Source organism: Leuconostoc sp. XM4 (genome assembly GCF_055698815.1).
In genome coordinates, this window is sequence record NZ_CP134507.1 from 1,291,142 (window position 1) to 1,315,924 (window position 24,783).

A 24,783-nucleotide genomic window follows, 5' to 3' on the forward strand; every position below is an offset into this window, starting at 1 on the left:
TTAACATATTCATCGCTATCCAAAAATAATCAACAACTGTAAACGTATTTCCTCCATTATTTTTTATCTTGCTGTATAAAATCCGAAAAAAACGCCCTCAACGATTTCTCGTTAAGGGCGCAAATGCACGGTACCACCTTAGATTTTAACATTTTCATGTCACTTTAATTGCTTAACGCGCAACCACGAGCTATCTTGATCAATAGCAACCTCCAAGGTGTCCAAAATTACGTCTTTGTTTTGCTCGCATCTTCCGCAAAATTTCTTCATGTCCAGACAGTAATTTTTCCAATTCATCGGTTCTAATATAGATAATCATAGCTGTAAGGCTGAATAAAGTCAAGTGAAATATTTAATCTGTTATCTTATAAGTCACCGTGTATTCCTTCACCTGATTAGCTGGTAGCACAATATCCCCAAATCCCTCATGATTCACGGCGTCCGGCAATGTTTGCATTTCAACAGCAAGTGCTGTGAATGGTGCATTTTCTGCCCAATCATTATCGTGATCTTTGATTCCTGGATTAGTCATAAAAATAACAACACCATTCCGATCTGAATCGACTGTTAGTGTTCGACCACTAACAGGCTCTTGCACAATAACACCAACTTCATCACGCTGCTCATCTAGCAACCAGGCGTCATCAAATTGATCATCCCCAATTTTACGTAGCTGTGAGAAGTCAAATTTGGAATGCTGATTTTCTACCAATCGGCCAGTAGGAATTGTTTCGTCATCTACTTCAACATGTTTGTGAGATGCCACTCGCAACTCATGATTTGTGATATCAGCATCTTTTCCAGCTAGATTAAAATAAACATGTGTCATAGGATTATACAGTGTTGGTTCTGTTGATTCACCACTAAACTTAATTGTTAACTTATCGTCGTCATAAAGTGTGTAAGTCACATTCATCTGTAATTGGCCAGGAAATTCATCCTCAAACGTATGTGACAAAACAACTTCTGCAGCGGTACCCATGTTGCGTGCTGTTCCTTGCCAGTTAATCGTATCAAAACCATTTACACTTGAATGTAAGACATGCCCATTTTCATTTGGTGTTAATGTGAACGACGTGCCGGATAAATTGTATGCAGTTTTAGATAATCGACCACCCACACGTCCAATAGTATTTCCAAAATGAAAAGGATTGTCTAAGTAATGCTCTAAATCATCAAATTGAACAAGCAATTCTTTTTTCTCTCCTGATCGCTCAATAGAAAAAGACTGCCATGTCGCGCCATACGATATAACCGTTACTTGAGTATGATTAATGTTTTCTAACGTGAACGCGGTTACCTTTTCGCCATCAGGCAATGTACCAAACACTTCTTCTGTAACTTTCATATGCTACCTCTTTCATTTAATTAAAAATTTTGTTTAAACTATTTATCTAACCCAATAATAAATCACTTGAATAACACATAACAAGTATTATCACTTATCAATAAATATTTTTAAAAAATGATATACTAATGTTGGAAGCGCTATCATTTTATTTTTAAAAAGGTCGTTAAATTATGGAAAAATCATTATTTAATATCGTTAATGAGCACACGCTTGAATCAAGTATATTCTTTGATTTCTCTGGCGTTAGTAAGACTTTTTCTGGTCATGCTTCTGGCCCATTAAAACGTTCACATTATTTGCTTCACTTTGTCTTAGAAGGCCAAGGAACTTACTTTACCATGAATCATAAATATACCCTGAAAGCAGGTGACTTTTTCCTTATACGACCTGATGAAACAATTTTTTACCAAGCTGATTTGAATAATCCGTGGCATTATGCATGGATATCCATTGGTGGTACTGAAACAGCGCAATTAATTGAGAACTTCTCGCCTTTTCGCAATCACCATGATACTTTCTCTTGCGCAACTGTTGAAAATTATCTTAAATTAATTGTTGAATCACTAACGTTAACAAGTCATAGGCCACAAACCGAATTGCGATTAAATCAAATTGCTAGTGAAATACTCCTGTTGCTAATGAAGGAAAACACTTGGAACGTCGTTGAGCATCAAAACGCAACAATACGCCCCATGTCAGAATACACTAAATTATCATTGGCCTATATCAATAATAATTTTACTTACGACACATCTATTACTGACATAGCTGATGCTATCAAAATCAACCGTTCTTACCTCTCACGACTCTTTCGACGAGATGTAGGTATTTCACCAAAAAAATTTTTATTACGACTTCGTATTAACGAAGCTTGCCAATTACTTCAAACAACCCAGTTATCAATTAATCAAATTTCCGAAAAGGTTGGTTTTAGCAATCCTTCTGTTTTCGGCCACTCATTTACAGAGCTCATCCATGAAACACCTAGTGCATATCGAAAACGAAGAAGTTTCAATAGTATCCAAGAACAACACTCATTAGAATGGCAACAGATCAATGATATTTTAGGACATTTAAGTGCTGTGCAGCAATCTACTTAATCATTAAGCTTAGTCGTGCCATTGCCGACATGTGCCACGTAAAATTCTGGGGCATAGCCGACCACATTCATATAGTCATCATAGACTTTGTTTTCAAAATTGGAAATGGCTGTTTCTTTAACAAGTGCTATTGCACAACCACCGAATCCAGCACCTGTCATTCGTGCTCCTAAAACACCTGGCTGTTTTTGTGCGGACTGCACTAGCGTATCTAATTCAAGTCCAGTAACTTCATAATCTTCTTTTAGAGAGGCATGAGAATCATTCATAAGTTGTCCAAATGTTTGCAAATCACCGTCGGACAACGCTTTTTTTGCTTTTAAAGTGCGCTGATTTTCATAAACTGCATGACGTGCTCGTTTTACGAGTGTTTCGTCGTGAATTAATGCAACATTGGCATCAAATTCTTCATCAGTCAATTCACCTAATGAGTTAATATTAAGTTCTGTTTGTAATAACTTTAAAGCAGTTTCACATTGTGCGCGCCTTTCATTGTACTTCGAATCGCCTAATTCACGACGTTTATTCGTATTCATAATAACAATCGCATATTCACCAAGAACAATAGGAACCAACTCATACGTCAAAGTATTTGTGTCTAACAAAATAGCCTTTTGTTCTTGACCAAAACCAATTGCAAACTGATCCATAATGCCAGTATTGAGACCAAAGTATTCATTTTCAACTTTTTGACCAATTTTAACTAATGATAACCTAGAAACATCCAGATCAAACAAATCCTCTAAAACAACACCCACTAATAACTCTAACGACGCTGATGAGGAAAGGCCTGCACCATTGGGAATGTTGCCCTCGACCAACAGATCAAATCCTGTGTCGAGTACATAACCCTGCTCTATTAATTTGACGATAACGCCTTTAACATAGTTGGTCCACCCATCATTTTCGTCAAAATCAAGCTTCTTATAGTCTAACTGAACTACGCCTTTTTCATCAAAATTAACCGAATAAACTAAAATACGATCATCATCTCGTTTTCTGGCAACACCGTAAGTCCCATAGGTAATTGCAGCCGGAAAAACGTGACCGCCATTATAGTCCGTATGCTCACCAATTAGATTAATCCGACCTGGCGAAAAATACTGTTGGGTTTCGTGAGGGCCAAACTTTTCAGCAAACTTCGTGTTTAGTGCCTTAATTCTTTTCATGAGTAGTCAACCTTTCAAATTATACTAATTACTTCTTGCTGTAGCGTAATTCAAGTTCTGCAACTATCTTCGCATGCTTTTTTTCAGTTAGTGTCACTTTAAACATGAAAATAAGTAAAGAAATAATCATCAATGCTGCAGGAATATAAAATGCATATAATTTATAAGTATGGATGCCGCTGGCCGTTATATCATTAAATGTTGCATTTCCGGTCATACCAGCAGCAATTGCAACAAACCCAACAATAGCATTTGAAAATGCGCCAGCTAATTTATCTAATAATGGACGTAATGACAGTGTTACGGCCTCGTTCCGCTGACCATTTTTCCATTGTCCATACTCCACAGAATCTGTAATCGTCATTAACACTGACAAAAAGATAAGTTGTTGTGGGAAATAAAAGAATACTAAGCCAAGGCCAACAATCCACAAGTTACTACCGGCTATTGTAAACATGACATATGCCAGTACCATCAAGGCAATACCACTAGCAAACACATAACGACGTGTCATTACTTTGGCCAAGAATGGGAATAAAGGCACAGCAATTATACCAGTAATCATTGAAATCACACCAACCATCGCAAACTCTGTTACGTGACCGATAACAAATTTAAAATAAAACAGCAGCACGCCTGTGGTTGCTACGTTGGCAATTGCGTAAAACATGTAAGATAGTGCTAACCAAAGCAACTGATCATTCTTAAGGATGGCCTTAAAAACGTCAATAATATTGTATTTTTCGCTGGCTTGTGTCCTTAAAACGGTTTCGTTTTCTTTTGAAAATTTAGCTGTTACTATTGCTGAACCAGCTGACAAAACCGCAACAATTAATGCAAACCAGAACCAGCCAGTTGCACTCTCTTTACCACTACCACCCGTGAGCACAGTAAAGAATGCCACAATAGGTACAACCAAGGCAGTTGTACCATTAGCACCCAATGATGAACCAAAGCGAGCAAATGTTGCTAAAGTACCACGTTCCGCGGTGTCAGTTGATAACGCCGGAATCATTGACCAAAAGGCAATATCTTTGAATGAGTAGAAACTATCCAAAATGATAAAAACAATTGTAAACAGTACGAGGTAGAGTGTTGGGTTACTAACAGATAAACCGAAAAAGTTTGTGAAGATTGCCAGTAAGGATATACCCGAGACAACTCCACCAATCACTAACCAAGGTTTGAATTTTCCAAATTTGGTTCGTGTATTATCAATAATACTACCAATAATCGGATCAAAAATAATTTCTACTAAGCGAATACCGACGACTAGTGAGGTAACAATACCAATATACTTGGACTCAGTCGCCTTATCACTCCCCGCAAATAGTGTGCTTGTAACAAAAATCATGAAATATGTTGATAACGTTACATAATACGCATCGTGCCCGAATGCACCAAAAGCGTATGAAAAACGTTGCTTCATTTTATCAGACATCTTTCGACTCCTTATATTTTATTAAGTTCAGGGTATGTATTAACAATACTATGTAAGCGTTTACAAATAAAGTGTAATTTGTATCCTTTTTTCGTTGTTTTGTGATATTTATTGAAAAATAAAAACCCGTCGCCGGCGAGACGTTGGGTTCTATCTTTTAGATAAATTGGAATAATCCAGAATGAAAGAAACTATTACGCTTGATTGGGTGCATATTCGCTCAATGCGTGATCAATTTCAAGCAACTCTTCTGGTGAAAATGGTAGATTGTCCAAAGCTTTGACATTTTCTATGACCTGTTTTGGATTACTAGCACCAATCAAAACACTAGCCAACTCAGGAATTCGTAAATTCCAAGCAAGTGCCATTTGTGGTAGCGTTTGACCTCTCCTTTGTGCAATTTGATTCAACTTTTGCACCGTATTAATTGTTGGTTCAACTTTTTCTGTTGTCAAAAAGGGGATTGTTACTTTGTTCGCACGTGAATTATTTGGAATACCTTTCAAGTATTTATCTGACAACAATCCTTGCGCTAAGGAGCTAAATCCAACCGCACCTTTTTTATTTTCTCCTAATGTCGTAAACAAACCTCGCTCAGCTTTACGATCAAACATATTATAACGTGGTTGATGAATGATGAATGGCGTCTTTAATTCTTTAAAAATATCGACAATCTCTTGTGTTTCTTGACTCGAATATTTAGAAATACCAATATAAAGCGCCTTCCCTTGACGAACCAATTGGTCTAAAGCTTGTGCGGTTTCTGCAAGTGGCGTCATCGGATCAGGACGGTGACTATAAAAAATATCAAAATAGTCTAAACCAGTGCGTCTTAAACTTTGATCTGCACTGGCAATGATGCTTTTTCGAGAATTCCAATTACCATAAGGGCCTGGCCACATTTCGTGACCAGCCTTGCTTGCAATAACCATTTCATCTCGATAAGGTTTCATATCCGTAGCCATAATCTTGCCGAAATTTTCTTCAGCACTTCCTGGTATAGGACCATAATTATTGGCTAAATCAAAATATGTGATACCTAAATCAAAAGCTTGGTGAATAATTTCCTTTTGGTTTTCGTAGGGATCCACACTACCAAAATTATTCCAAAGGCCCAAACTAATAGCTGAAATCTGTAATCCACTGTTACCAATTCTGTTATATATCATTTTCTCGTAACGATTTTTATTAGCTCTATACATTTGCTTCTCCTTCTGTATTTGACCACGAAAAACTATAATGATAATGATCGTTTGATAATAAAAACTCTGGCGACACGCTTGGAGACCAAGAATCATCGCCACCAACACCCATATGATAGCCATCAATGTTCAACCAAACACCCTCTTCAGGTTTTAATAGGTGTTGATGCGTGACTGCTGACAATTGCGCTTGACTAAATTGACTCAAATTAAATGAAAAACGTTGTTCAAGTGCCCGAATGACATGATGATCAAATTTAAGATACGCCACTTCAGTACGCAAGCCATTTTCACTAGGAAAAACATACGGTGTATAAAGTTCCTTCAAGGAAGCATCCCATTTGCCACGAATAGCCGCTGAACGCCTATCTGGATAGTTTTCCATTGGTCCCAATCCACTATAAGTCACTGCGTCAGTCGTTGCGTTAATTTGAACACTCAATCCAATACGTGCTGGTTGTGGATCGGCAACTTGCCGCCAAACATCCACATACACTTTTAAATCACCAACATGATTTATTCGATATTCTTTACTAGATATAAACATGATATGTTGATCAATCGGTGATAAAAATTGATGTTGTGTCGTGATTCGTACCTCATCTTTTAATGCTGTCCAATTGAATTGCACAAGCTTTTCATTCAAGTGATTGAACCCTGTTGCTTGCCATCTTTCAAACCAAGCATTTGGATCAATATTTGTTACCTCACTCACTCCAATATCATTATCCAAAGCTGCTCTACTAAATTGATCTTTCAATGGAGTCAGTACTTTTTCCTGCCCATTCTTTATCCAATTAGATAACCAACCTGTACGCTTATTAAACTGCCAGATAGCATCATCTAAAGAAATGGACAAGGAGTCTGTCGCATCATTTATAAGGAAATCTTCATAATCATCAGATGATCGTACGTCACTAATCATTATCGGTTTATTTCTCAAAATAAATTGCTTGTAAGCCAGTAATGTACCAGACCGGATAAGGCCATCAGTGCTATCTTGAACAATCTGGCAGTTCATATAAACATCTTCATTGCTGTTATCGGAGAAATTCAAACTGACTCTCTCTTCAGTTTGGGGTGCCAAATTGAGTTTGATTTTTTTAGTCTCAATCACCTGATCATTTGACAAAATTTGATAAATTAAGGTTGCATCATTGACTGTTTTGAATAAATGCTTATTTGAGACCGTCATATAGTTAACTTTTCCAGTTGGATCTTTTTCAAGTTGGAAAGCGAAATATTGTTGACAGTATTTTGCCTCCAGCAAGGCTGGTTTTGGAGTGCGATCGGGAAATAGTAACCCATCCAAGCTAAATTGGCGATCATTAGGATAATCACCAAAATCACCACCATAAGCATAATATGATTGGCCTTCGTTATTTTTTGTGAGCAGGCCCTGATCTACCCAATCCCAAATGAAGCCACCCTGAAGTCTTGGATATTTTTCAAAAGCCTCCCAATATTTATTAAATCCACCTAAACTATTCCCCATGCTATGCGCATATTCACACAATATCAGTGGTCGATTTTCTTTTGGCAAGCCAATCCATTTTTTAATAGCCCATTTTGAGTTGACCTCTTCCACTTGATCTTGGTCAACACGTGCATACATCGGTGCAATAATGTCCGTTGCCGGTGTATCAGCACCACCACCCTCATACTGAATTGGACGAGAGGGGTCGGTATTTTTAAGCCATTGATACATTGCATCATGATTATGTCCATAGCCAGACTCATTCCCCAACGACCAAATAATAATTGATGGATGATTATAGTCTCTCTGAACCATTCGTGTCACTCGCTCCATCATCAAGGGTAAGTATTTAGGGTCATTTGTAAGGTAATTCATTGGCTTGACACCATGTGTCTCGATATTTGCCTCATCTACTAAATATAATCCATATTGATCACACAGCTCGTACCATCGTGAAGCGTTGGGATAATGAGAAAGCCTTACTGCATTAAAATTATGCTCCTTCATCATACGGATATCATCAATCATTGTTTTTTCATCAACATAGTATCCTGTTTTTGAATTAAATTCATGCTTATTGACACCACGAATTAATAACGGTTGATTATTTAAAGTCAGTAAACCATCTTTAATTTGAACCTTCCTTATACCAACTTTCTTATTTTCAATTTGATAGTTTTCTTCCCCATCGTGCAAAGAAACTTTTATATCATATAAATTTGGTACTTCAGCTGACCATAATGCCGGATTTTTTACTGGTAATTCTAAACTAACTTGACCATCATTAGTACCACGTTCGTCGATTACTCGATTACCAAATTGTTCTGTTGCTTTGAACAAGCTCATACCATGGTAAAATAATTCAGCAGTCACACTCAAGTTATCCGCCGAATTTCCAACTAATTGTGCCCTAACCTCAACAGTTGCGTCATCAAGATCTTCATCCAGTTTTGTCTCAATTGCTAAATCCTGAAATCTTGTTTTTGGAACACGAATAAGATCAACATCACGGAAAATTCCCGACATTCGCCACATATCTTGATCTTCAAAATAGCTCCCCTTGCTCCACTTCAACACCAAAACCGCGATACGATTTTCACCAGCTCGCAATTCTTCAGTGATGTCAAATTCTGCTGGTAAGCGACTGTCTTCCGAATAGCCGACCCATTCTCCGTTAACCCAAAGATAAAATGCAGACCCAACACCATTAAAGACAACATGTGATTCTGTGTTATCTGCTAACCATTTATTATCAAGAAAGACCTTTTTGGAATAAGCGCCAACCGGATTCTCAGTCGGCACATACGGTGGATTTACTGGAAATGGATAAGTAACGTTTGTATAAACAGGAACATCATAGTCCCCCTGCAACTGCCAATTACTAGGAACATGAATAATTTTTGACGTAGGCAAGTCTTTTTTTCGCCATTCTTCGTCAATGTCTGATAGATTTTCAAAATAACTAAACTGCCAAGGTCCATTGAGGCTTTTTCGTGGTTGTTTAATTTCTCGTTTGTCTCGTTCATTAGCGTAGCTCATACTCGTGTGTAGTGGTAATCGATTCCAATTCGTTACCACTGGATTTTCCCAATCATGGCGTGCTAATATTTGTTTTATACTTGTCATATTTAATCCTCGAGAATTCTTCTGCCAAATTATACACACATCTTATCATCGATGTTCAGAAATGTAAACGCTTACCTATCGGAGTTCATCTACTTTTGGGACGCAAAGAACTTGTTAACCCTTTATTCATCACTATTGAATAGCTTGAATACGACAGCAACTGCAACTATAATGAAGGAATTAGGAGTGTTGTATTAATTTCATTGATTCATTGGAGGAAATAATGGACAAGAATAGTAATCCACACGTGTTAAAAAAAATACCTTTGTCTTTACGCCATCATATGACGATTCCTTGGGCCACTTTTATTAAAAGCGAAAATATTCCAGCTAAAAATGCTAGTCTCCAGGAACGCGCCTCAATTGTTGGTCGAATTGGTATTCTCATGTTGTCTTGCGGTACTGGCGCATGGCGAGTGCGAGATGCAATGAATAAGGTTGCTAGAAAACTAGACCTCACATGCTCTGCCGATATTGGATTAATTTCATTGGAATATACTTGTTTTAGCAATAATCAAAGTTATTCTCAAGTATTATCGCTGCCAAATACAGGTGTAAATACCGACAAGCTAAATATTTTAGAGCATTTCGTTAACAATATCCAAGATGATTTTTCATCTTTAACTATTGGTCAAATTCATCATACGATTAACGACATTCAAAATCGACCAAAGCAATATACGCCGATCATCTCTGGCCTTGCTGCTGCTCTAGCATGTAGTGCGTTCATTTTTTTACTTGGCGGCGGTATTCCAGAGATGATCTGTTCATTTATTGGTGCTGGGATTGGAAACTATGTCCGTTCAATTTTAGGTAAACATGCTATAACCACCATTGTGGGCGTCGCTATCAGTGTTGCCACAGCATGCATCACCTATATGTTTGCATTTAGAATATTCGAATTTTATTTCCATATTTTAGCTCAGCATGAAGCCGGATATATTGGGGCTATGCTCTTCGTTATTCCTGGTTTTCCTTTTATTACTAGTATGTTAGATATCTCGAAATTAGACATGCGCTCTGGTTTGGAAAGACTAGCTTATGCCATAATGATCACGCTAATTGCCACATTAGTTGGTTGGTTAGTCGCTTCGCTGGTTCATTTTAGACCAGCAAATTTTTTGCCACTTGGCTTATCGTCAATCACACTGATGTTACTTCGTATCCCAGCCAGTTTTTGCGGCGTATTTGGTTTCTCAATCATGTTTAACAGCTCGAAAAAAATGGCTGCTGTGGCTGGATGCATTGGTGCAATTGCCAACACTCTGCGACTAGAACTAGTCGATTTAACTACTATTCCTCCCGCAGCGGCGGCATTTTTTGCCGCTTTGGTTGCAGGATTAATCGCATCGATGGTCAATCGTTACAATGGTTATCCAAGAATTTCCTTAACTGTTCCTTCCATCGTCATTATGGTGCCTGGTTTGTATATCTATCGTGCAGTATATAGTATTGGTAATAACCAAATCGGTATTGGCGCGCTATGGATGACCAAGGCTGCTTTAATTATCATGTTCTTACCACTGGGGTTGTTTGTGGCACGTGCCATACTAGATAAAGACTGGCGGCATTTTGATTAATATAAACAAAAAAGCAGTAATACTCTAAATTAGAGTCTTACTGCTTTTTTAAAAGAATATCAATATCCTTTATTTAGATCAACAACATTTTGAACGAACGTACCATTAGCCATAAATGAAGGAACATTTTTTTCAAACAAACGAAATAATCCACCAACACGACCAGCACTTTCTTGTTCACCCCAACTTGTATGTTGTGTCAATAAGATTTGTGGCCGCTCAAATAATGGATGATTCATTGGTAATGGTTCAGGTGTTGTGACGTCTAATGCAGCATATTTGACACGAGAATCATCAATTGCTGAAAGTAGGTCGTCCTGATTCAAAGTTGTGCCACGCCCAATATTGATAAACAAAAACAATTGATTAAACTGTTGGAAAAAATGCTCATCAAAAAAGTTTTCGGTTTCTTTTGTCCCTGGTAACCCGTCAACAACAACTTGCGATTTAGCTAGTGCTTCTTGATAGTCAGAAATCGCATAAGTTGCATCGAATCCTTCAACTGGACGACCTGTAGTATTTACACCAAAAACTACACCGCCCAATGATTTTACAGCGTGAGCAATTTGCTGTCCAATTCGACCAGTACCAAACACCAAAACTGGTAATTCACTCATCAAATACTGATCTGTAAAAGGCTCCCAATGTTTCCGTGTAGAATAAACATTTAAGCCACGAGCAAAGTGGAGAATATAGCCCAAAACAGTTTGAGCTATAGGTACCGCTTTTAACCCACTCGCATTTGTCACAGTAATTTGACGCTCCTGTAGTGTTTTCAAGGGTAAGTAGTCAACACCAGCCGATTGCGCCTGAATCCACTTTAATTTTGATTCTGGGTTAGCAAGGATTTTATGCCCAATTTCTGTATCCCAAGCATAACTTATCAATACCTCAGGTAATTGCTCATCGGTAATCGTGTCCGGTGTCACAACGCTAATATCATATTGTGCAAGAAATTCACGGTTTTCTTGCGTTATTGCTTTCACTGCCAGTAATAATGCCATTTTAATTCATCTCCAATAATACTTGATTTATCACTGATATGATAAATAATTTTAGTGATGTTGTGCAATGACCCAATTCATAGGCTTCAGCACTACCTTTAATTATACGAGATTTCTAAATAATTAACATTAAAAAGATTCATCGTTAGCTATTGCACAATTCCCTTCTAAGCGTTATAGTAGTTTTATCATATTTTTCTAAGAAAGAAGGACGTATTATGTCAGAACAACGAAAGGCTAAAGCTGAAGATTTTGATTGGGACAACTTGGGATTCGAATACCATGACCTTCCTTATCGTTTTCGTGCCTATTATAAAGATGGTAAGTGGAGCGAAGGTGGTCTCGAAACAGACTCAAACATTCCAGTCAATGAGGCAGCAACCGGACTTCATTATGGTCAAACAATTTTCGAGGGGTTGAAAGTTTATCGCCGTAAGGATGGTGGTGCAAACATTTTCCGTCCTGACCGTAATGCAAAGCGTCTACAAAATTCAGCCGCTCGTTTGATGATGGCTCCCGTCCCTGAAGAACTTTTTGTGCGTGCTTTAAAAGAAGTTACGAAGGCAAACCAAGATTTCATCCCACCTTACGGAACTGGCGCAACACTTTATCTACGTCCCTTTGAATTTGGTGGTGGCCCAGTTGTCGGCGTGCATCCAGCAGATAACTATGTCTTTGAAGTATACGCAACTCCTGTTGGTGCTTACTACAAAGGTGGATTAACACCAACAGCCTACGTTACTAATCATTATGATCGTGCTGCTCACGGTGGTACTGGTGCAGCCAAGGCTGGTGGTAACTATGGTGCCTCAATGCTTGCTGGTGATGAAGCCCATGCTGCTGGTTATTCTGATGTTGTTTACTTGGATCCTCGTTTGCATGAAAATATTGAAGAGTTGGGATCAGCCAACTTCTTCGGTATCACAAAGGATGGTCGCTTCTTAACACCAAAGTCACCTTCAATCTTGCCATCTGTAACCAAATATTCATTGCTTCAAGTAGCTGAAGAACTTGGCCTAAAAGCTGAAGAAACAACTATTTCAATCAATGATCTTGATCAGTTTGCTGAAGCTGGTGCAATGGGAACTGCTGCTGTAATTTCTCCTGTAGGTTCAATTACACATAACGGTAACAAGCACGTATTCTATTCTGAAACAGAAGTTGGTCCTTGGACACAAAAGCTTTACGATCGTTTGACAGCCATCCAATATGGTGACCAAGAAGGTCCCGAAGGCTGGGCAGTTGACGTACCACTTGATTAATATACTAAAAAAACGTCTTAGTGACGTTTTTTATTTTGTACTTAAAAAGTATTGACAGCGCTGCAGATTCTTGTTATTCTATTATAGTTGTTTGATTCAAGCAAATAACAAATTGATCATGGCTCGTTGGTCAAGTGGTTAAGACGCCGCCCTTTCACGGCAGAATCGAGAGTTCGATTCTCTCACGAGCTACTAATTAAGTTACAACTTTGGTTGTAGCTTTTTTTGTTTCTATATATCAATAAATCAAAAAATAAGAGCCTAAAATGGCTCTTATTTTTGCTTAATCACAAATGATTTCTTGTTTTTTTGTTTAGCTGCAGCCACTTTTGCTCTTGATTCTTTTTTATGAGTTACGGGCCGATGATGCTTACTTTTATTCTTATTTTTGGAACGCTCGTTCACCTCAGGAACACGAGGATTAATATTTTCTAGAACAAAGTATGGTGCGCCAAAATTCACATATTCATACAAATAATCCTGTAAAGATTGAATTTTATCATGATTATTCACTGCTTTATTATTATTATAAAAGCCCTTCAAGCGTAATTGTTCAGCAGAAATATCCCCTACAATATAATCATACTGAGCTAATAGCGGTGTGTATCGTATGGCTAGTTTATCTTCATCAAAGGCATCTTTAAAGTCTTCAACTATTTCTAGCGTCAAACGGTCAATTTCAACCTCATTACCCAGCTTTTTAACTTTATAAGTCCCTTTGCGTTCCTCTTGTTGTTTGAGTGTACGTTCTTTTAGTGTGTCGTGATCCATTAGTTATCCTTATATTTATTCGCATAATAATTTGCCATAAGTTCACGCAAAAGTAGATTTAATTCTATTTTTGCTGGCGCTTGCGCTACATCTGGGAAAAAAGAAATCCACTTGTAATGATCGAGTGTCGCTATTTTATACAATTTACCTTTATCGATCGCCTCTCCATTATACAAAACTTCACCATTCTTTTGTCGATCAATACCATCAAAGCGCATATAACCAAAAATTTTACCTCGAAACCCACTACCTTTCATAGGATACTGCGCTAAGTTCGTTATCTGTTCGTCAATACTGTGCAATAAGGAGAGCAGCTTTTCTCCAGATATGGTAATTAGCATTGGATTAATTGCGTGTGGCATACTTTCTAGTAGTTCATAGCGACTTAGTTTTCCTTTTGGTAACTCTTCACTAAACATCCCTGTAGAAATCATTGACACTGGCACATTATAATACTGCTTCAAAGCACGTAAGCCATCATAAACTTGTTCATCTGATGTTATCTCACGAGGCAATGTGCACACGTACTGTTGTTCGAGTAATTCTCGCCCTTTAGCAATCCAACTCCGAACTGTTTTATAATCATCATCGTTTTCTGCTAACTCATAAGTGGGTGTTGCTATCGCCGACTTATGAATAATTCGATGACCCTTGATAGTTAATGTGATATCACCGACATTTTCGCCATAGCGCCCTGCCGCTGCTAACAGAGTGCCACTAACCATTTTACCTTGCGGTAGCAGATGATGCGTATGGGCACCCATAATAACATCTACGTCATATTTCTGAGCAATATGCTCATCTGTTGGCAAACCTAAATGAGAGAGTAACAAAATAATATCTACTTGATCACGCAAAACTGGTAAGTACTTGTCTAACGTCTCATCAATAGCAATGGGATCCCAGCCAAGTGCCGGATAAGTTAGTTGGTATGGCGCTGTTAATCCTATGACACCTATTTTCGTGTTATCTTTAGTGGTCAAAATTTTGTAATTTTTAGCCCACTTAGGTTGTGTATCATGAGGCATTTCCTTCAAATTAGCCAATAATACATCAAAGTTAGCATTATCATATAAATGATTCATGGTGTCATGTGAGAAAACAAGCCCCTCGTTGTTTCCAATAGTCACACCATCATAATGTACATCATTCATTAACGAAACATTGCTCAACCCCTGAGTTGCTTCAGTCAATGGATGTAACCTGTCGATTGCATCCCCAATATCAAATGTAAAGCTCTCATCATACTTAGCCTGACCTGCTAATAAATAGCGTGATATGCGCGGCCAATTTTCGAAATGCGAATGAATGTCATTTGTATGTAATAAGTGAATTGTCCCCATTGGTTTCCTCTCTAGCCGATCACGAAATGATTTATATTTTAATTTTACACCTATCTACGTAAAAAGACGTCAACCGACGTCTTTTTATTGTCCAAAACGATACAAAAAATGACTAAAATCGTCCAAATTTGCAGGAAAAGCATTTAATCCCCAAATAAATTGCTCCTTTTCCCCTGGTACTTTGAAACGAACACCCCATTCATCATTTTTACTAGGATCATCATAAGATGGGCCACGGTATTCACTCATCCAAGTCGTAATATAGGCCATTGCCTCCTCTGAAAAATGATCCCAAACTTTTGTCATATCAACCCAATCCTCACGATAACGCCAATTAAAAGGCTCCCCTTTGTCATTTAAATGTGGATTATAAAACATAAAGTCCTTATCTAAAATATCTTTTGCTTCCTGCGCCTTGAGAGCACTCTGCCAGAAAGCATGCCCTTCTTGACGTTTTACGTATATGTAATCAAAGCCCGTAACCAAATTACCTCGATAAAATACTAAAAAGTCTAATCGTTCTTGTGCCATTCTATTCCTCAATAACTATTAAATCTTTAGGCAACGCCGCTGTCAAATTTTCAAAACCATCTGTCGTAACAATAACGTCATCCTCAATACGGACGCCACCCTGATTAGCTAGATAAATTCCTGGTTCAATTGTTAGCAAATGCCCAACTTGCATTTCATCACTAGAACGTGGGCTAATTGCTGGACCTTCATGAATGTCCAGACCAACGCCATGACCACCACCATGATTAAATTGCTGACCATAGCCATGTTCTGTAATATAATCACGTGCCACTTTATCAATTTCGCTACCCGATATTCCTGGTTTAACAACATCAATAGCATTTTGATTAGCCTGTTTAACAATTTCATAAATAGTCTTCAGTTCATCACTAACATTGCCCACAGCAATTGTTCGTGTTACATCCGAAGTATAGCCATCAACATAATACCCAAAATCGATGGTCACTAACTCACCATTTTCAATCACTTTGTCAGTTGCTTCACCGTGTGGTAATGCTGATCGATATCCAGAGGCAACAATTGTATCAAATGATGCTTTTTGTGCACCATATATTTTTTGTAGTCTATCCAATTCATTGGCAACTTCACGCTCTGTCTTACCCGGTTTTATAAAGGGTAGCAAGTCCTTAAATGCTTTCACTGAAGCGTTAGCCGCCTTACGTAAAGCTTCTAATTCTTGCGCGTCTTTGACTTCGCGTAACACTTCAATAGCTTTTGGCAATGCATCAAAATCAATATCTGCTGGCAATAATTCATCCAAGTAATCATAAATGTGATAAGGTAAGCTTGCTTCGAAAGCCAACTTCTTGATACCAAATTCTTGCGCTGTTTCTACGGCAACGCCGTAATAATCACGTGTGACTTTAAAATCAACACCCTCAGGTAATCTATTTTTGTAGTCTTCTTCGTAACGAGCATCTGTAATTAAGCGAGCATTCTTCTTGCCAACAACTACAATACCATCACCTGTGCCACCTTCAAATCCAGTTAAATATTTTGTATTAAAACCTTGATAAACAATCATACCGTCCAAGTTAAGCTTGGCCAGTAGCTTCTGCAATTTAGCAATACGCGCCTCATAGTACTTTGACATAAAAATCCTCTTTCCTATAACTGATTTAATTATAACATCTGCAACGTTAATCATTTGTAAGTAAAAAGACTAACATATTATCTGCATAATACGTTAGCCTTTTCAATAATTATTACTTACTTTGCAGCAGCAACAATTTCATTGTATTGTTCACGTGTGTAAACAGATACTTGACGCTTTTCGCGACCTTTACGTTCAAACTTAACAACACCGTCTGTCAAAGCAAACAATGTGTCATCGCCACCCTTTTTAACGTTTACGCCTGGATAAATATGCGTACCACGTTGGCGGTAAATGATTGAACCAGCAGTTAAGTCTTGTCCGTCAGCAACCTTAGTTCCTAGACGACGACCAGCTGAGTCACGACCGTTGGCTGAAGATCCGCCACCTTTGTGGTGCGCGAACATCTGCAAGTTTTCTTGATTCATCAACATAAGTCTATTCTCCTTTACAAGTAATGATTACGCGATTGAATCAATCTTCACGCGTGTATATGGTTGGCGGTGGCCTTGCTTAGTATGTGAATGCTTCTTGGCACGGTACTTGAAAGTAATAACTTTCTTTTGCTTGCCTTGCTTTTCAACAGTACCTTCGACCTTTGCACCTTCAACAAAAGGTGTACCAATCTTTGAATCAGTTAATACAACTTGGTCAAAAGTAACCTTTTCACCTGCTTCTGCATCTAACTTTTCGACGAAGATTGTGTCGCCTTCAGCGACTTTATATTGTTTGCCGCCAGTTACAATAATTGCGTATGCCATTATTGGTTTCTCCTTATACTTAGACTCACCATCACAGGCGGTCGGGCCCTTGTCCCGAGCATGCTTTGACCTGTTCTGAGTGGTTGTAGCTATGCTAACAACCGTTTAATTATAACAAAAATAGATCATCGAGTCAATGATTTTCAAAAGAGCTTCAAATAATCCAGAATGACTCAGATGACCATCATATCAGTTCATTACCATTGCTAAAGTCGAATAGGTTCAATCCGTTGCTGGCAACCGTGTTGGTATTGATTCGCCATAGCTCTGTAAATTCTTTAAACAAGTCAGATTGCGAAATGTTCATATTATCCGCTAACCACTTAGCCATGATGGCCCAAAAGCCAGCATTGATAACTTCCCATTGATATTGTTGCGCCCGTCGTTCTTCGTCGTTTAACTCACTGGTACGGGTTGCCATTTGGGTACGCAGCCTACTATATAGTGCATCACTAAATGGTTTGTCAATATCATGGTTCAAAACAGCATTATAAAAAGCCGCTTGTTTACTAACCGTATTGATCATGTCGGTTATTTTAAAAGTTTGTTGCGTATGTTCCAGTAGGTCATTAATCAAGGAATCATTAATCTCAGATATAAGATGTTCTTTGTTACGATAATATTTGTAGAATGTGCCGCGCGTGATGTTCGCACGAGCCAATAGGGTTGTGATAGAAAAATCTGGCTGAGTTGATAGTAATAAAATTGTTTCAGCTTGAATAATGTGTTTAGTACGTACAACACGTGCATCAGTTTTATTTGACATAAATTTACTCCTGACTAAAATATTATGGTTATTCCCACTTTATTTGCTATATTCTTCAATCATCAATTTCAGTTAGTAATTATTAACCAATCAGATATTCTAATTATTCACTCTTAGTAAATCATAACATATTGAAATTAAATGAAATATTACTTTTCATGTCACGGGCAGCGACAGCATATTCACTAATCTTTTCCAATAAAAAAGTACCCTAATCAGGCACTCGTTACATAGTTTATTATATTAAACTATTGTATTTAACAGACATGATTATCCCCATCCCCGTCTATGTATGGTGATCCCCCAATAATGAAATGAATAAGGATCTTATGAAATAAAATAGAATATAGAAAAGATCACCGTATGTTTATAATAGCACTATTTCTAAAAAAGGTACAAATTAATATGACAAATATTCTAAAATTACAACTTTTAAGGTAAAAATTGCGACCACTTTTCATCAATATGATAAAAGTTGTGATTTTCTTCACTTCGTTGTATTATTAAAGCGTACAATAAAAAGGGAGAAGAATATCGTGAAAGAAACAAATTTTATAAAGTACCTAAGCTGGATTGCGACCGTCATGGCTGTGTTAATGTATGTTTCGTATATCCCTCAAATTGCAGATAATCTAGCTGGTTCTAAGGCGAACCCCTTACAACCACTGGTGGCGGCTATCAATTGTACCTTGTGGGTTATCTACGCACTAAAAAAGAATCATCGCGACATACCTGTCGCCTTAGCTAATTTTCCAGGCATAATATTTGGTCTAATTGCTTTCGTGACTGCCGTTTAACTTCTGGACAGCTTACATTGTGATTTTATAAACATTTTTAAAGATTGTGTTCATTAAAATCAGGGAAACATTTTTTATAATGTTCCCCTGATTTTGTGTCATTTCATTTGTGCGTTTTTTGCTTTTTATAAATAACGTGATAATTAACCAAGGGGGTATTTATAAGAACTGTCACCAAAACTTTAACCCATGTTTCCTCAATGACTATGCTAAGAATGCAACTCCCGATAATAGTTGATACAAAGAAATAATCAGCTGCTTTCAGTTTTATTAGCTGTCTTAATACCAATTGCTCTCATGTCACTAGATAAATTTTGATGCTTTCAACATCATCAAAATTCCAGTAACGAAATTTCCAAGACTGGACTTATAGATGCGCAATACTTATCAGTAGTATCTTTATGCTTCAAACCAGACAAATAATCTTGCTCGGGTTCTTTAGACTTTTTCATGTTATTTAAGACTTTCTTTTCACGGTGTTAGTGCTATAATTTATCTATACATCTAGGGGGAAAGTATGGTAAATTTTATTGTTTCTTTATTACATCTTATAATCTTTGTAAGTGCTATCGGATCGTTTGTGGTTTTGAAACCTTTATTCAAAACATTCACCAAAGCCCAAAAAATATGGGTTATCATTCTAGTGGTTGCTGTTATCATTGTGTTTTTTACTAATGAAATGCCAGATATGATTAAAGGGTATAGCGACGGCTACAATGCTTATAAATAATCAAAAACCATCAACATTATTGATGGTTTTTATTTTGGTGTTGTCTTTTCATGATTAAGCACTTTTAATAGCGTTTTGTGCTAATTTAAAAATGGCATAATTTAAACTATTTTTTTAAAAAATGGAACAAAACAGCAGCTATAAGAACCAAAATAATTGGAATAAATACACCAATCATTAACCATGATTCTGCTGAAGCTTCATCACTCATATCGTCACCTTCAATGTGTTATTTACTAACATCATACCAGTAAATAATCACATATTCATAATCCTCCCAAACTAATTTTAAAACAAAAAGCACCGTAGTGCCTTATTTTAATGAATATAAATTGTAATGACAGTTACTAATCCAAAAAAGATGCCTGGAACGTTAGAAATTATGATTGGCCAATCTTTATATGTTTTACTCCAACCATACCCTGTCCAAAGAGAAGCGTTAATCACTGCAACTAAAGGCTGTAAAAAACCAACAGGATGACCCGAACAGTTACTAAGTAGTTTTAATCCTGTGCACATTTGTGAATTATAAGTTGGTGACTTTTTATAGAATCTCTTCCACAACCCGCAATGACATCTTGTGAGAATTTAAAGAGCACTACAGCAAGCACTTTTTTGACTATTTCAATATCATACTCAAAGATGAACGTAAAGCGGGTCTCGAATGTATAACAAAAAACTCTTTAAATGAACCCTACAACATTTAAATAGTTCTTTGTAAATCACTTATTCTTAATTGTGAGCACTTCTTCAATTTCTTGAATGCTTTTATCAAAAAAATTTTGCTGGGAATAATCTGTACTTTCAAGTGAAGACTATCTATTGGGGATATCTCTTCAGCGGAAAAACGTGTTTAGATATGTAACCACTGCGTGGTGTTTCATTAGTCAAAAAAGCGCAAAAATCGAAAATACGATTTGTAAAAGTTTAAGAAGAACTACAATATCACTTCCCAACACCTACATATAGCAACACTTAAGCAAACAAAAACCGTCCTATCAACATTTGTGATAAAACGGTGTAAATGCGCTGAGGGGGATTCGAACCCTCGACCTGCCGGGTAGAAACCGGCTGCTCTATCCAGCTGAGCTACCAGCGCGTACTATAATATAATAACATTTTATTACGTTTCATGAAAGTATTTTTTTTAATCTTAAATTGATTTATACTAACATTAGATAACATTGGGAGAATACCACATGAGAAAAGCATTTATTGCCTTGGGTGTCGTGATTGCAGCGTTGCTCATCGCCTTTATAACTTTTAATCAACAGCCAAAGTACGCAGATGTTTCTATGCCAAAAGCTGATTATACCCATTTACAAGAATCGCGTACCAATATAAAAAGATTGATTGATGATTTAAGTAAATTTAATTACAAAAAAGACAGCACAATGGCGGCAATTGAAAAAGATGCTAAAATTATTGCTAACGAAAACAGTAAAGATCTAAGTAGTTCTGATGCACAGACACTTCGTGATGCCTTATATGGGCAAAATGGCATTGTCACGATCGTTAAAGCCGCACAAACTGGTAAATACAACATTGACGCTAGTGTTGCTTCACGTTTCCATACCGGATTCGATTCAATCATTACCATGTCTGTCAACGCAATCAATAAAAGCTCTGCTCAGCGCGCAAATATTGTTACTCAAATGAAAAAAGACTTAAATATCGAAGAAGCCATATACCAAATTGGTGCCAAGCATGAAGAATAAAAAAGCGATTCTAACCAATCGCTTTTTTATTTTTGCTCTTTTCACAACAAACGAACCCTATCTCAAAATAACTCCTATTCCCTTGAACAAATTGACTACATTTAACTATTTATTATCCTGCAATCTCATGTTAAAATGGTTACCTATTATTTTTTTATCCCAAAACTAGGAGTAATAATATGATGAATGTTCGCACGGTGAAGTTAGCAGACGCACCAACATTATTGAATATCTACAAACCTTACGTCGAAAGAACAACCTCTACTTTCGAGTACAATGTTCCTACTATCCAGGATTTTGAAGACCGAATCGCCAATACGCTTGAGAAATACCCTTATATCGTCATAGAAGAAGATAACACGATTTTAGGCTATGCTTACGCTCATGAGTTTAATAGTCGTGGCGCGTACAAATGGACCGTTGAAATTAGCGTATACGTCTCACAAGAAGCTCGCAGTCGCGGAATAGGTAAAATGCTCTATTCCGAAATTGAAAATATATTAAAAAAGCAAAATGTTGTTCATATTATCGCTTGCATTACTGAAGAGAATGAAACAAGTAAGAAGTTCCATGAACGAATGGGCTATGAGAATGTTGGCTTGTTTAAAAAAATAGGTTTTAAATCTGGAAAATGGCTAGATAACTTTTGGATGCAAAAAACACTCTGTCCTTCTGATCAACCGAAAGAGTTTGTGCCTTTTAGCTCATTATAATTATCCGTACTAATTCAAATACTTAACATAAACGTGATAAATCGTTTGCAACAAGTGGTATTATAATAGTTATATTTAATTCGGGAGTATAGCTATGGAAAATAAACGTCTAGGAATTATTTCAGGCCTCTCTGCATATCTTCTGTGGGGCATGCTTGGTGTGTTCTGGGAACTATTAAGTGTTGTCCCAGCAATGTATACTTTAGCCTATCGAATTGTTTGGTCGCTTGTAACCATTAGTGTGGTGTTAACCTTTCAAAAAAGTTGGAAAGAAGTCTGGCACGTCATTATTGAATTAATCCAAAATCACAAAATGGGTTTGATTATATTAAGTGCCTTCCTAATCTCAATTAACTGGTTTTTATATATCGATATGGTTACTCATGAGCAAGCCACTGAAGCGAGCCTCTCTTACTATATAATGCCACTAATGAATGTAGTTGTCGCAGTTATTTTCTTACATGAAAAACTATCAAGATCCAAAATAGTCGCCTTAATACTTGTTATTATTGGCGTTGTCATCCTAACTATTCAAACTGGATCACTACCTTTAAATACACTACTAATGGCGGCTACATTTTGTTTCTATGGCTTGATCAAAAAACAAGTACCCTTACCAGCTACAATTTCATTAACACTGGAAACCCTCTTCGTTGCACCTATTGCTTTAGTTTATCTGTTCTTATCTCCACATGTGATGATACAAAATGGGCCTAAGATTACGATTCTATTGATTATGAGTGGTATCTTAACGGTTATCCCCTTACTTTTATTCGCTGTTGCCAATAAAAATACTGACTTTATCACGTTGAGTTTTATTCAATATCTTAATCCAACTATTCAATTGCTTATGGCCATTTTTGTTTTGCATGAAGCCTTTAACTGGCATAAGGTCATTGTGTTTGCTTTTATTTGGACTGGCATACTCGTATTTATTATTGGCAGTTTGAATAGCTATCATAAATTGAAAAAAACAGTTTCATAATAAAAAAGCATCTTTGCGAAAGTGTTCCAAACGAATCGCAAAGATGCTTTTTGATAACATTTTTTACATATTTTCTAAAAATGTTTGCTATAATGCAAAAAAGAGCTTCTTTTAATTAGAGGTGCTAGTGTTTTCTGCCTTCACGTGCTAGGCGTCCACGTTAAAAAGTTGAAGAGAATTTGGGAGAATTTGAAAATGTTAGATTATGCAAACTTCAACAATAAGTTAAACAGTTGGAAACGAAAACCAATTTTTTGGATTATTCTTTTATTTATTTGGCCGCTTTTTTTACTTTGGTGGCTTGGCCTTTGGTCCATCAATGACATTAAAAAGAAGCGTAGCCATGCTCCTTGGTATAAAATAAAAGGTACTTATGGACTAATCTTCATTGCCCTATTTCTATTGATTGAGGCATCACCAAATCATAGCAGTAGCAATAGCAATCAAACTAGCTCGGAAATAAGTAGCTCCTCTACATCTGAAAACAGCGAAGCCAGTCAATCCAAATCAATTTCAATAGCCGCAGAAACGAGCTCCCGTGCTGAGGTTGCTAGTATAGAAGCAGCTTCATCATCTCAAGCCAAAGCTAGATCTGATGCTGAAAAATCTAGTTCAGAATCTGCCGCTTTATCCTCGTCAATCTCCGCTAGTTCAGCTTCTAACAGCGAATCTATTGTTCAATCATCTCGTATTGCTGCTTCTCAAGCGCAAGCTAGTTCTGAAGCAACACAACAGGCAAATACTGATACTTCAACTGTAACCACCCAGACAGCTGATAGTAATAATATCAATTCTACTGATCGATATAAATGGGCTATACAAGATGGCTTTACCTGGGAAACTAGGAAAGGTCATTCTACTAGAATAGCACCTGGAGAAGCTTTACCTGTTGGCTATCATTGGCAAGTCCAATGATTGTACGAAGTTATTTGTTAATTCACAAAATAAAAATTATAAAGCCCTTTCTTAACTGATAAGGGCTTTATAATTATGTTTTATTGAACCATCAACGCAGTTGGGAACCACTTGTCACTCTCCGGCTGTCATCTTTATTCCAATAATTGCAACAATCAATAATGCAACAAAAAACCACGTAGCAGTTGAGAATTTATCGTGAAAAAGGATAACCCCCACAAGGACTGAACCAACAGCGCCAATACCTGTCCATATTGGGTAAGCGAGACTAAATGATAAGTGTTTAACAGCTTGCAGAAGACAAAGCATGCTAGTAATTAGACCTACTACAGTAATAACAGCCCAACCCACTTTAGAAAAACCATCACTTAACTTCATAGCAGTTGACCATAATATTTCCGAAATACCCGCAAACAACAAAAAGATCCAAGACATAGTTATCCTCC

Annotated in this window: 23 protein-coding genes, 2 tRNA genes, 1 pseudogene and 1 other annotated feature; of the genes and pseudogenes, 10 read left to right on the top strand and 16 right to left on the bottom strand. The window is 37.1% G+C overall.

Going from position 1 to position 24,783, the window contains the following annotated elements; genetic code table 11:
- Positions 1–352: 352 nt before the first annotated feature.
- A complete protein-coding gene (locus RHP64_RS06580) occupies positions 353–1,348 on the bottom strand; it encodes an aldose epimerase family protein (RefSeq protein WP_025268199.1) in 996 nt (331 codons plus the stop codon).
- 173 nt (positions 1,349–1,521) lie between these two features.
- Here RHP64_RS06580 and RHP64_RS06585 point away from each other — a divergent pair, with 173 nt between their 5' ends.
- Positions 1,522–2,451 (top strand): AraC family transcriptional regulator, encoded by a 930-nt coding sequence (locus RHP64_RS06585; protein WP_025268200.1) that lies wholly within the window; start codon positions 1,522–1,524, stop codon positions 2,449–2,451.
- Here RHP64_RS06585 and RHP64_RS06590 read toward each other — a convergent pair.
- From RHP64_RS06590 to RHP64_RS06605, 4 genes are all read right to left on the bottom strand, one after another.
- A complete protein-coding gene (locus RHP64_RS06590; protein WP_025268201.1) occupies positions 2,448–3,620 on the bottom strand; it encodes a galactokinase in 1,173 nt (390 codons plus the stop codon). The two genes, RHP64_RS06585 and RHP64_RS06590, sit on opposite strands and share 4 nt — an antisense overlap.
- A gap of 28 nt (positions 3,621–3,648) precedes the next feature.
- Positions 3,649–5,061, bottom strand: a complete 1,413-nt coding sequence (locus RHP64_RS06595; RefSeq protein ID WP_025268202.1) for a glycoside-pentoside-hexuronide (GPH):cation symporter — start codon at positions 5,059–5,061, stop codon at positions 3,649–3,651.
- A gap of 194 nt (positions 5,062–5,255) precedes the next feature.
- Positions 5,256–6,263, bottom strand: a complete 1,008-nt coding sequence (locus RHP64_RS06600; RefSeq protein WP_462785000.1) for an aldo/keto reductase — start codon at positions 6,261–6,263, stop codon at positions 5,256–5,258.
- Positions 6,256–9,366 (bottom strand): beta-galactosidase, encoded by a 3,111-nt coding sequence (locus tag RHP64_RS06605; RefSeq protein ID WP_061514975.1) that lies wholly within the window; start codon positions 9,364–9,366, stop codon positions 6,256–6,258. Before RHP64_RS06605 ends, RHP64_RS06600 begins: the two co-directional genes overlap by 8 nt.
- 223 nt (positions 9,367–9,589) lie before the next feature.
- Between RHP64_RS06605 and RHP64_RS06610 the strand changes: the two genes are divergently transcribed.
- Positions 9,590–10,945 (top strand): threonine/serine exporter family protein, encoded by a 1,356-nt coding sequence (locus RHP64_RS06610; protein WP_025268204.1) that lies wholly within the window; start codon positions 9,590–9,592, stop codon positions 10,943–10,945.
- A gap of 59 nt (positions 10,946–11,004) precedes the next feature.
- On the opposite strand, the gene RHP64_RS06615 is transcribed toward RHP64_RS06610, so the two are convergent.
- Complete coding sequence (locus tag RHP64_RS06615; RefSeq protein WP_060461419.1) at positions 11,005–11,949, bottom strand: NAD(P)-dependent oxidoreductase; 945 nt, start codon at positions 11,947–11,949, stop codon at positions 11,005–11,007.
- A 218-nt stretch (positions 11,950–12,167) separates the two neighbouring features.
- On the opposite strand from RHP64_RS06615, the gene RHP64_RS06620 reads away from it, so the two are divergent.
- Entirely contained in the window at positions 12,168–13,211 is a 1,044-nt protein-coding gene (locus tag RHP64_RS06620; protein WP_011680029.1) for a branched-chain amino acid aminotransferase, read from the top strand.
- A gap of 120 nt (positions 13,212–13,331) precedes the next feature.
- Positions 13,332–13,403: transfer RNA gene (locus RHP64_RS06625), tRNA-Glu, on the top strand.
- Between the two features lie 81 nt (positions 13,404–13,484).
- Here RHP64_RS06625 and RHP64_RS06630 read toward each other — a convergent pair.
- The 7 genes from RHP64_RS06630 to RHP64_RS06660 all read right to left on the bottom strand — a co-directional run bounded on the left by RHP64_RS06630 (position 13,485) and on the right by RHP64_RS06660 (position 18,479).
- Positions 13,485–13,982 carry a YutD family protein gene (locus RHP64_RS06630; RefSeq protein ID WP_011680030.1) on the bottom strand — a complete coding sequence of 166 codons (498 nt, stop codon included), beginning with the start codon at positions 13,980–13,982 and terminating at the stop codon, positions 13,485–13,487.
- Complete coding sequence (locus RHP64_RS06635) at positions 13,982–15,325, bottom strand: bifunctional metallophosphatase/5'-nucleotidase (protein ID WP_025268206.1); 1,344 nt, start codon at positions 15,323–15,325, stop codon at positions 13,982–13,984. The genes RHP64_RS06630 and RHP64_RS06635 overlap by 1 nt, the downstream gene beginning before the upstream one ends.
- An 84-nt stretch (positions 15,326–15,409) precedes the next feature.
- Positions 15,410–15,856, bottom strand: coding sequence for a hypothetical protein (locus RHP64_RS06640; protein WP_025268207.1), 447 nt, complete (start codon positions 15,854–15,856; stop codon positions 15,410–15,412).
- A gap of 1 nt (position 15,857) precedes the next feature.
- A complete protein-coding gene (locus RHP64_RS06645; RefSeq protein WP_025268208.1) occupies positions 15,858–16,952 on the bottom strand; it encodes an aminopeptidase P family protein in 1,095 nt (364 codons plus the stop codon).
- 116 nt (positions 16,953–17,068) lie between these two features.
- Complete coding sequence (gene rpmA, locus RHP64_RS06650) at positions 17,069–17,386, bottom strand: 50S ribosomal protein L27 (RefSeq protein ID WP_002814840.1); 318 nt, start codon at positions 17,384–17,386, stop codon at positions 17,069–17,071.
- Between the two features lie 27 nt (positions 17,387–17,413).
- A complete protein-coding gene (gene rplU / locus RHP64_RS06655; RefSeq protein ID WP_002814842.1) occupies positions 17,414–17,713 on the bottom strand; it encodes a 50S ribosomal protein L21 in 300 nt (99 codons plus the stop codon).
- 11 nt (positions 17,714–17,724) lie between these two features.
- Positions 17,725–17,808, bottom strand: a sequence feature (ribosomal protein L21 leader region).
- Between the two features lie 89 nt (positions 17,809–17,897).
- The gene (locus RHP64_RS06660; RefSeq protein WP_002814844.1) at positions 17,898–18,479 is read right to left on the bottom strand and encodes a TetR/AcrR family transcriptional regulator; all 582 of its coding nucleotides are present in this window, start codon (positions 18,477–18,479) and stop codon (positions 17,898–17,900) included.
- 536 nt (positions 18,480–19,015) lie between these two features.
- Between RHP64_RS06660 and RHP64_RS06665 the strand changes: the two genes are divergently transcribed.
- Positions 19,016–19,276 carry a SemiSWEET family transporter gene (locus RHP64_RS06665; protein ID WP_010285162.1) on the top strand — a complete coding sequence of 87 codons (261 nt, stop codon included), beginning with the start codon at positions 19,016–19,018 and terminating at the stop codon, positions 19,274–19,276.
- Between the two features lie 517 nt (positions 19,277–19,793).
- Positions 19,794–20,006: a hypothetical protein gene (locus RHP64_RS06670; RefSeq protein WP_025268209.1), complete on the top strand. Its 213-nt coding sequence runs from the start codon at positions 19,794–19,796 to the stop codon at positions 20,004–20,006.
- A gap of 318 nt (positions 20,007–20,324) precedes the next feature.
- Here RHP64_RS06670 and RHP64_RS06675 read toward each other — a convergent pair.
- Together RHP64_RS06675 and RHP64_RS06680 are read right to left on the bottom strand one after the other, a co-directional pair.
- A pseudogene (locus RHP64_RS06675) lies at positions 20,325–20,498 on the bottom strand (SemiSWEET family transporter); the annotation flags it as partial.
- 533 nt (positions 20,499–21,031) lie between these two features.
- Positions 21,032–21,105, bottom strand: a tRNA-Arg gene (locus RHP64_RS06680).
- A gap of 100 nt (positions 21,106–21,205) precedes the next feature.
- Between RHP64_RS06680 and RHP64_RS06685 the strand changes: the two genes are divergently transcribed.
- The 4 genes from RHP64_RS06685 (at position 21,206) to RHP64_RS06700 (ending at position 24,337) form a co-directional block, all read left to right on the top strand.
- Positions 21,206–21,724 carry a hypothetical protein gene (locus tag RHP64_RS06685; RefSeq protein ID WP_011680038.1) on the top strand — a complete coding sequence of 173 codons (519 nt, stop codon included), beginning with the start codon at positions 21,206–21,208 and terminating at the stop codon, positions 21,722–21,724.
- A 179-nt stretch (positions 21,725–21,903) separates the two neighbouring features.
- Positions 21,904–22,437, top strand: coding sequence for a GNAT family N-acetyltransferase (locus tag RHP64_RS06690; protein WP_011680039.1), 534 nt, complete (start codon positions 21,904–21,906; stop codon positions 22,435–22,437).
- 94 nt (positions 22,438–22,531) lie between these two features.
- A complete protein-coding gene (gene rarD, locus RHP64_RS06695; RefSeq protein ID WP_071952191.1) occupies positions 22,532–23,422 on the top strand; it encodes an EamA family transporter RarD in 891 nt (296 codons plus the stop codon).
- A 195-nt stretch (positions 23,423–23,617) separates the two neighbouring features.
- Positions 23,618–24,337, top strand: a complete 720-nt coding sequence (locus tag RHP64_RS06700; protein WP_025268212.1) for a hypothetical protein — start codon at positions 23,618–23,620, stop codon at positions 24,335–24,337.
- Positions 24,338–24,451: 114 nt separating this feature from the next.
- Here RHP64_RS06700 and RHP64_RS06705 read toward each other — a convergent pair whose 3' ends face one another.
- Positions 24,452–24,772 (bottom strand): DMT family transporter, encoded by a 321-nt coding sequence (locus RHP64_RS06705; RefSeq protein WP_011680042.1) that lies wholly within the window; start codon positions 24,770–24,772, stop codon positions 24,452–24,454.
- Positions 24,773–24,783 lie beyond the last annotated feature (11 nt).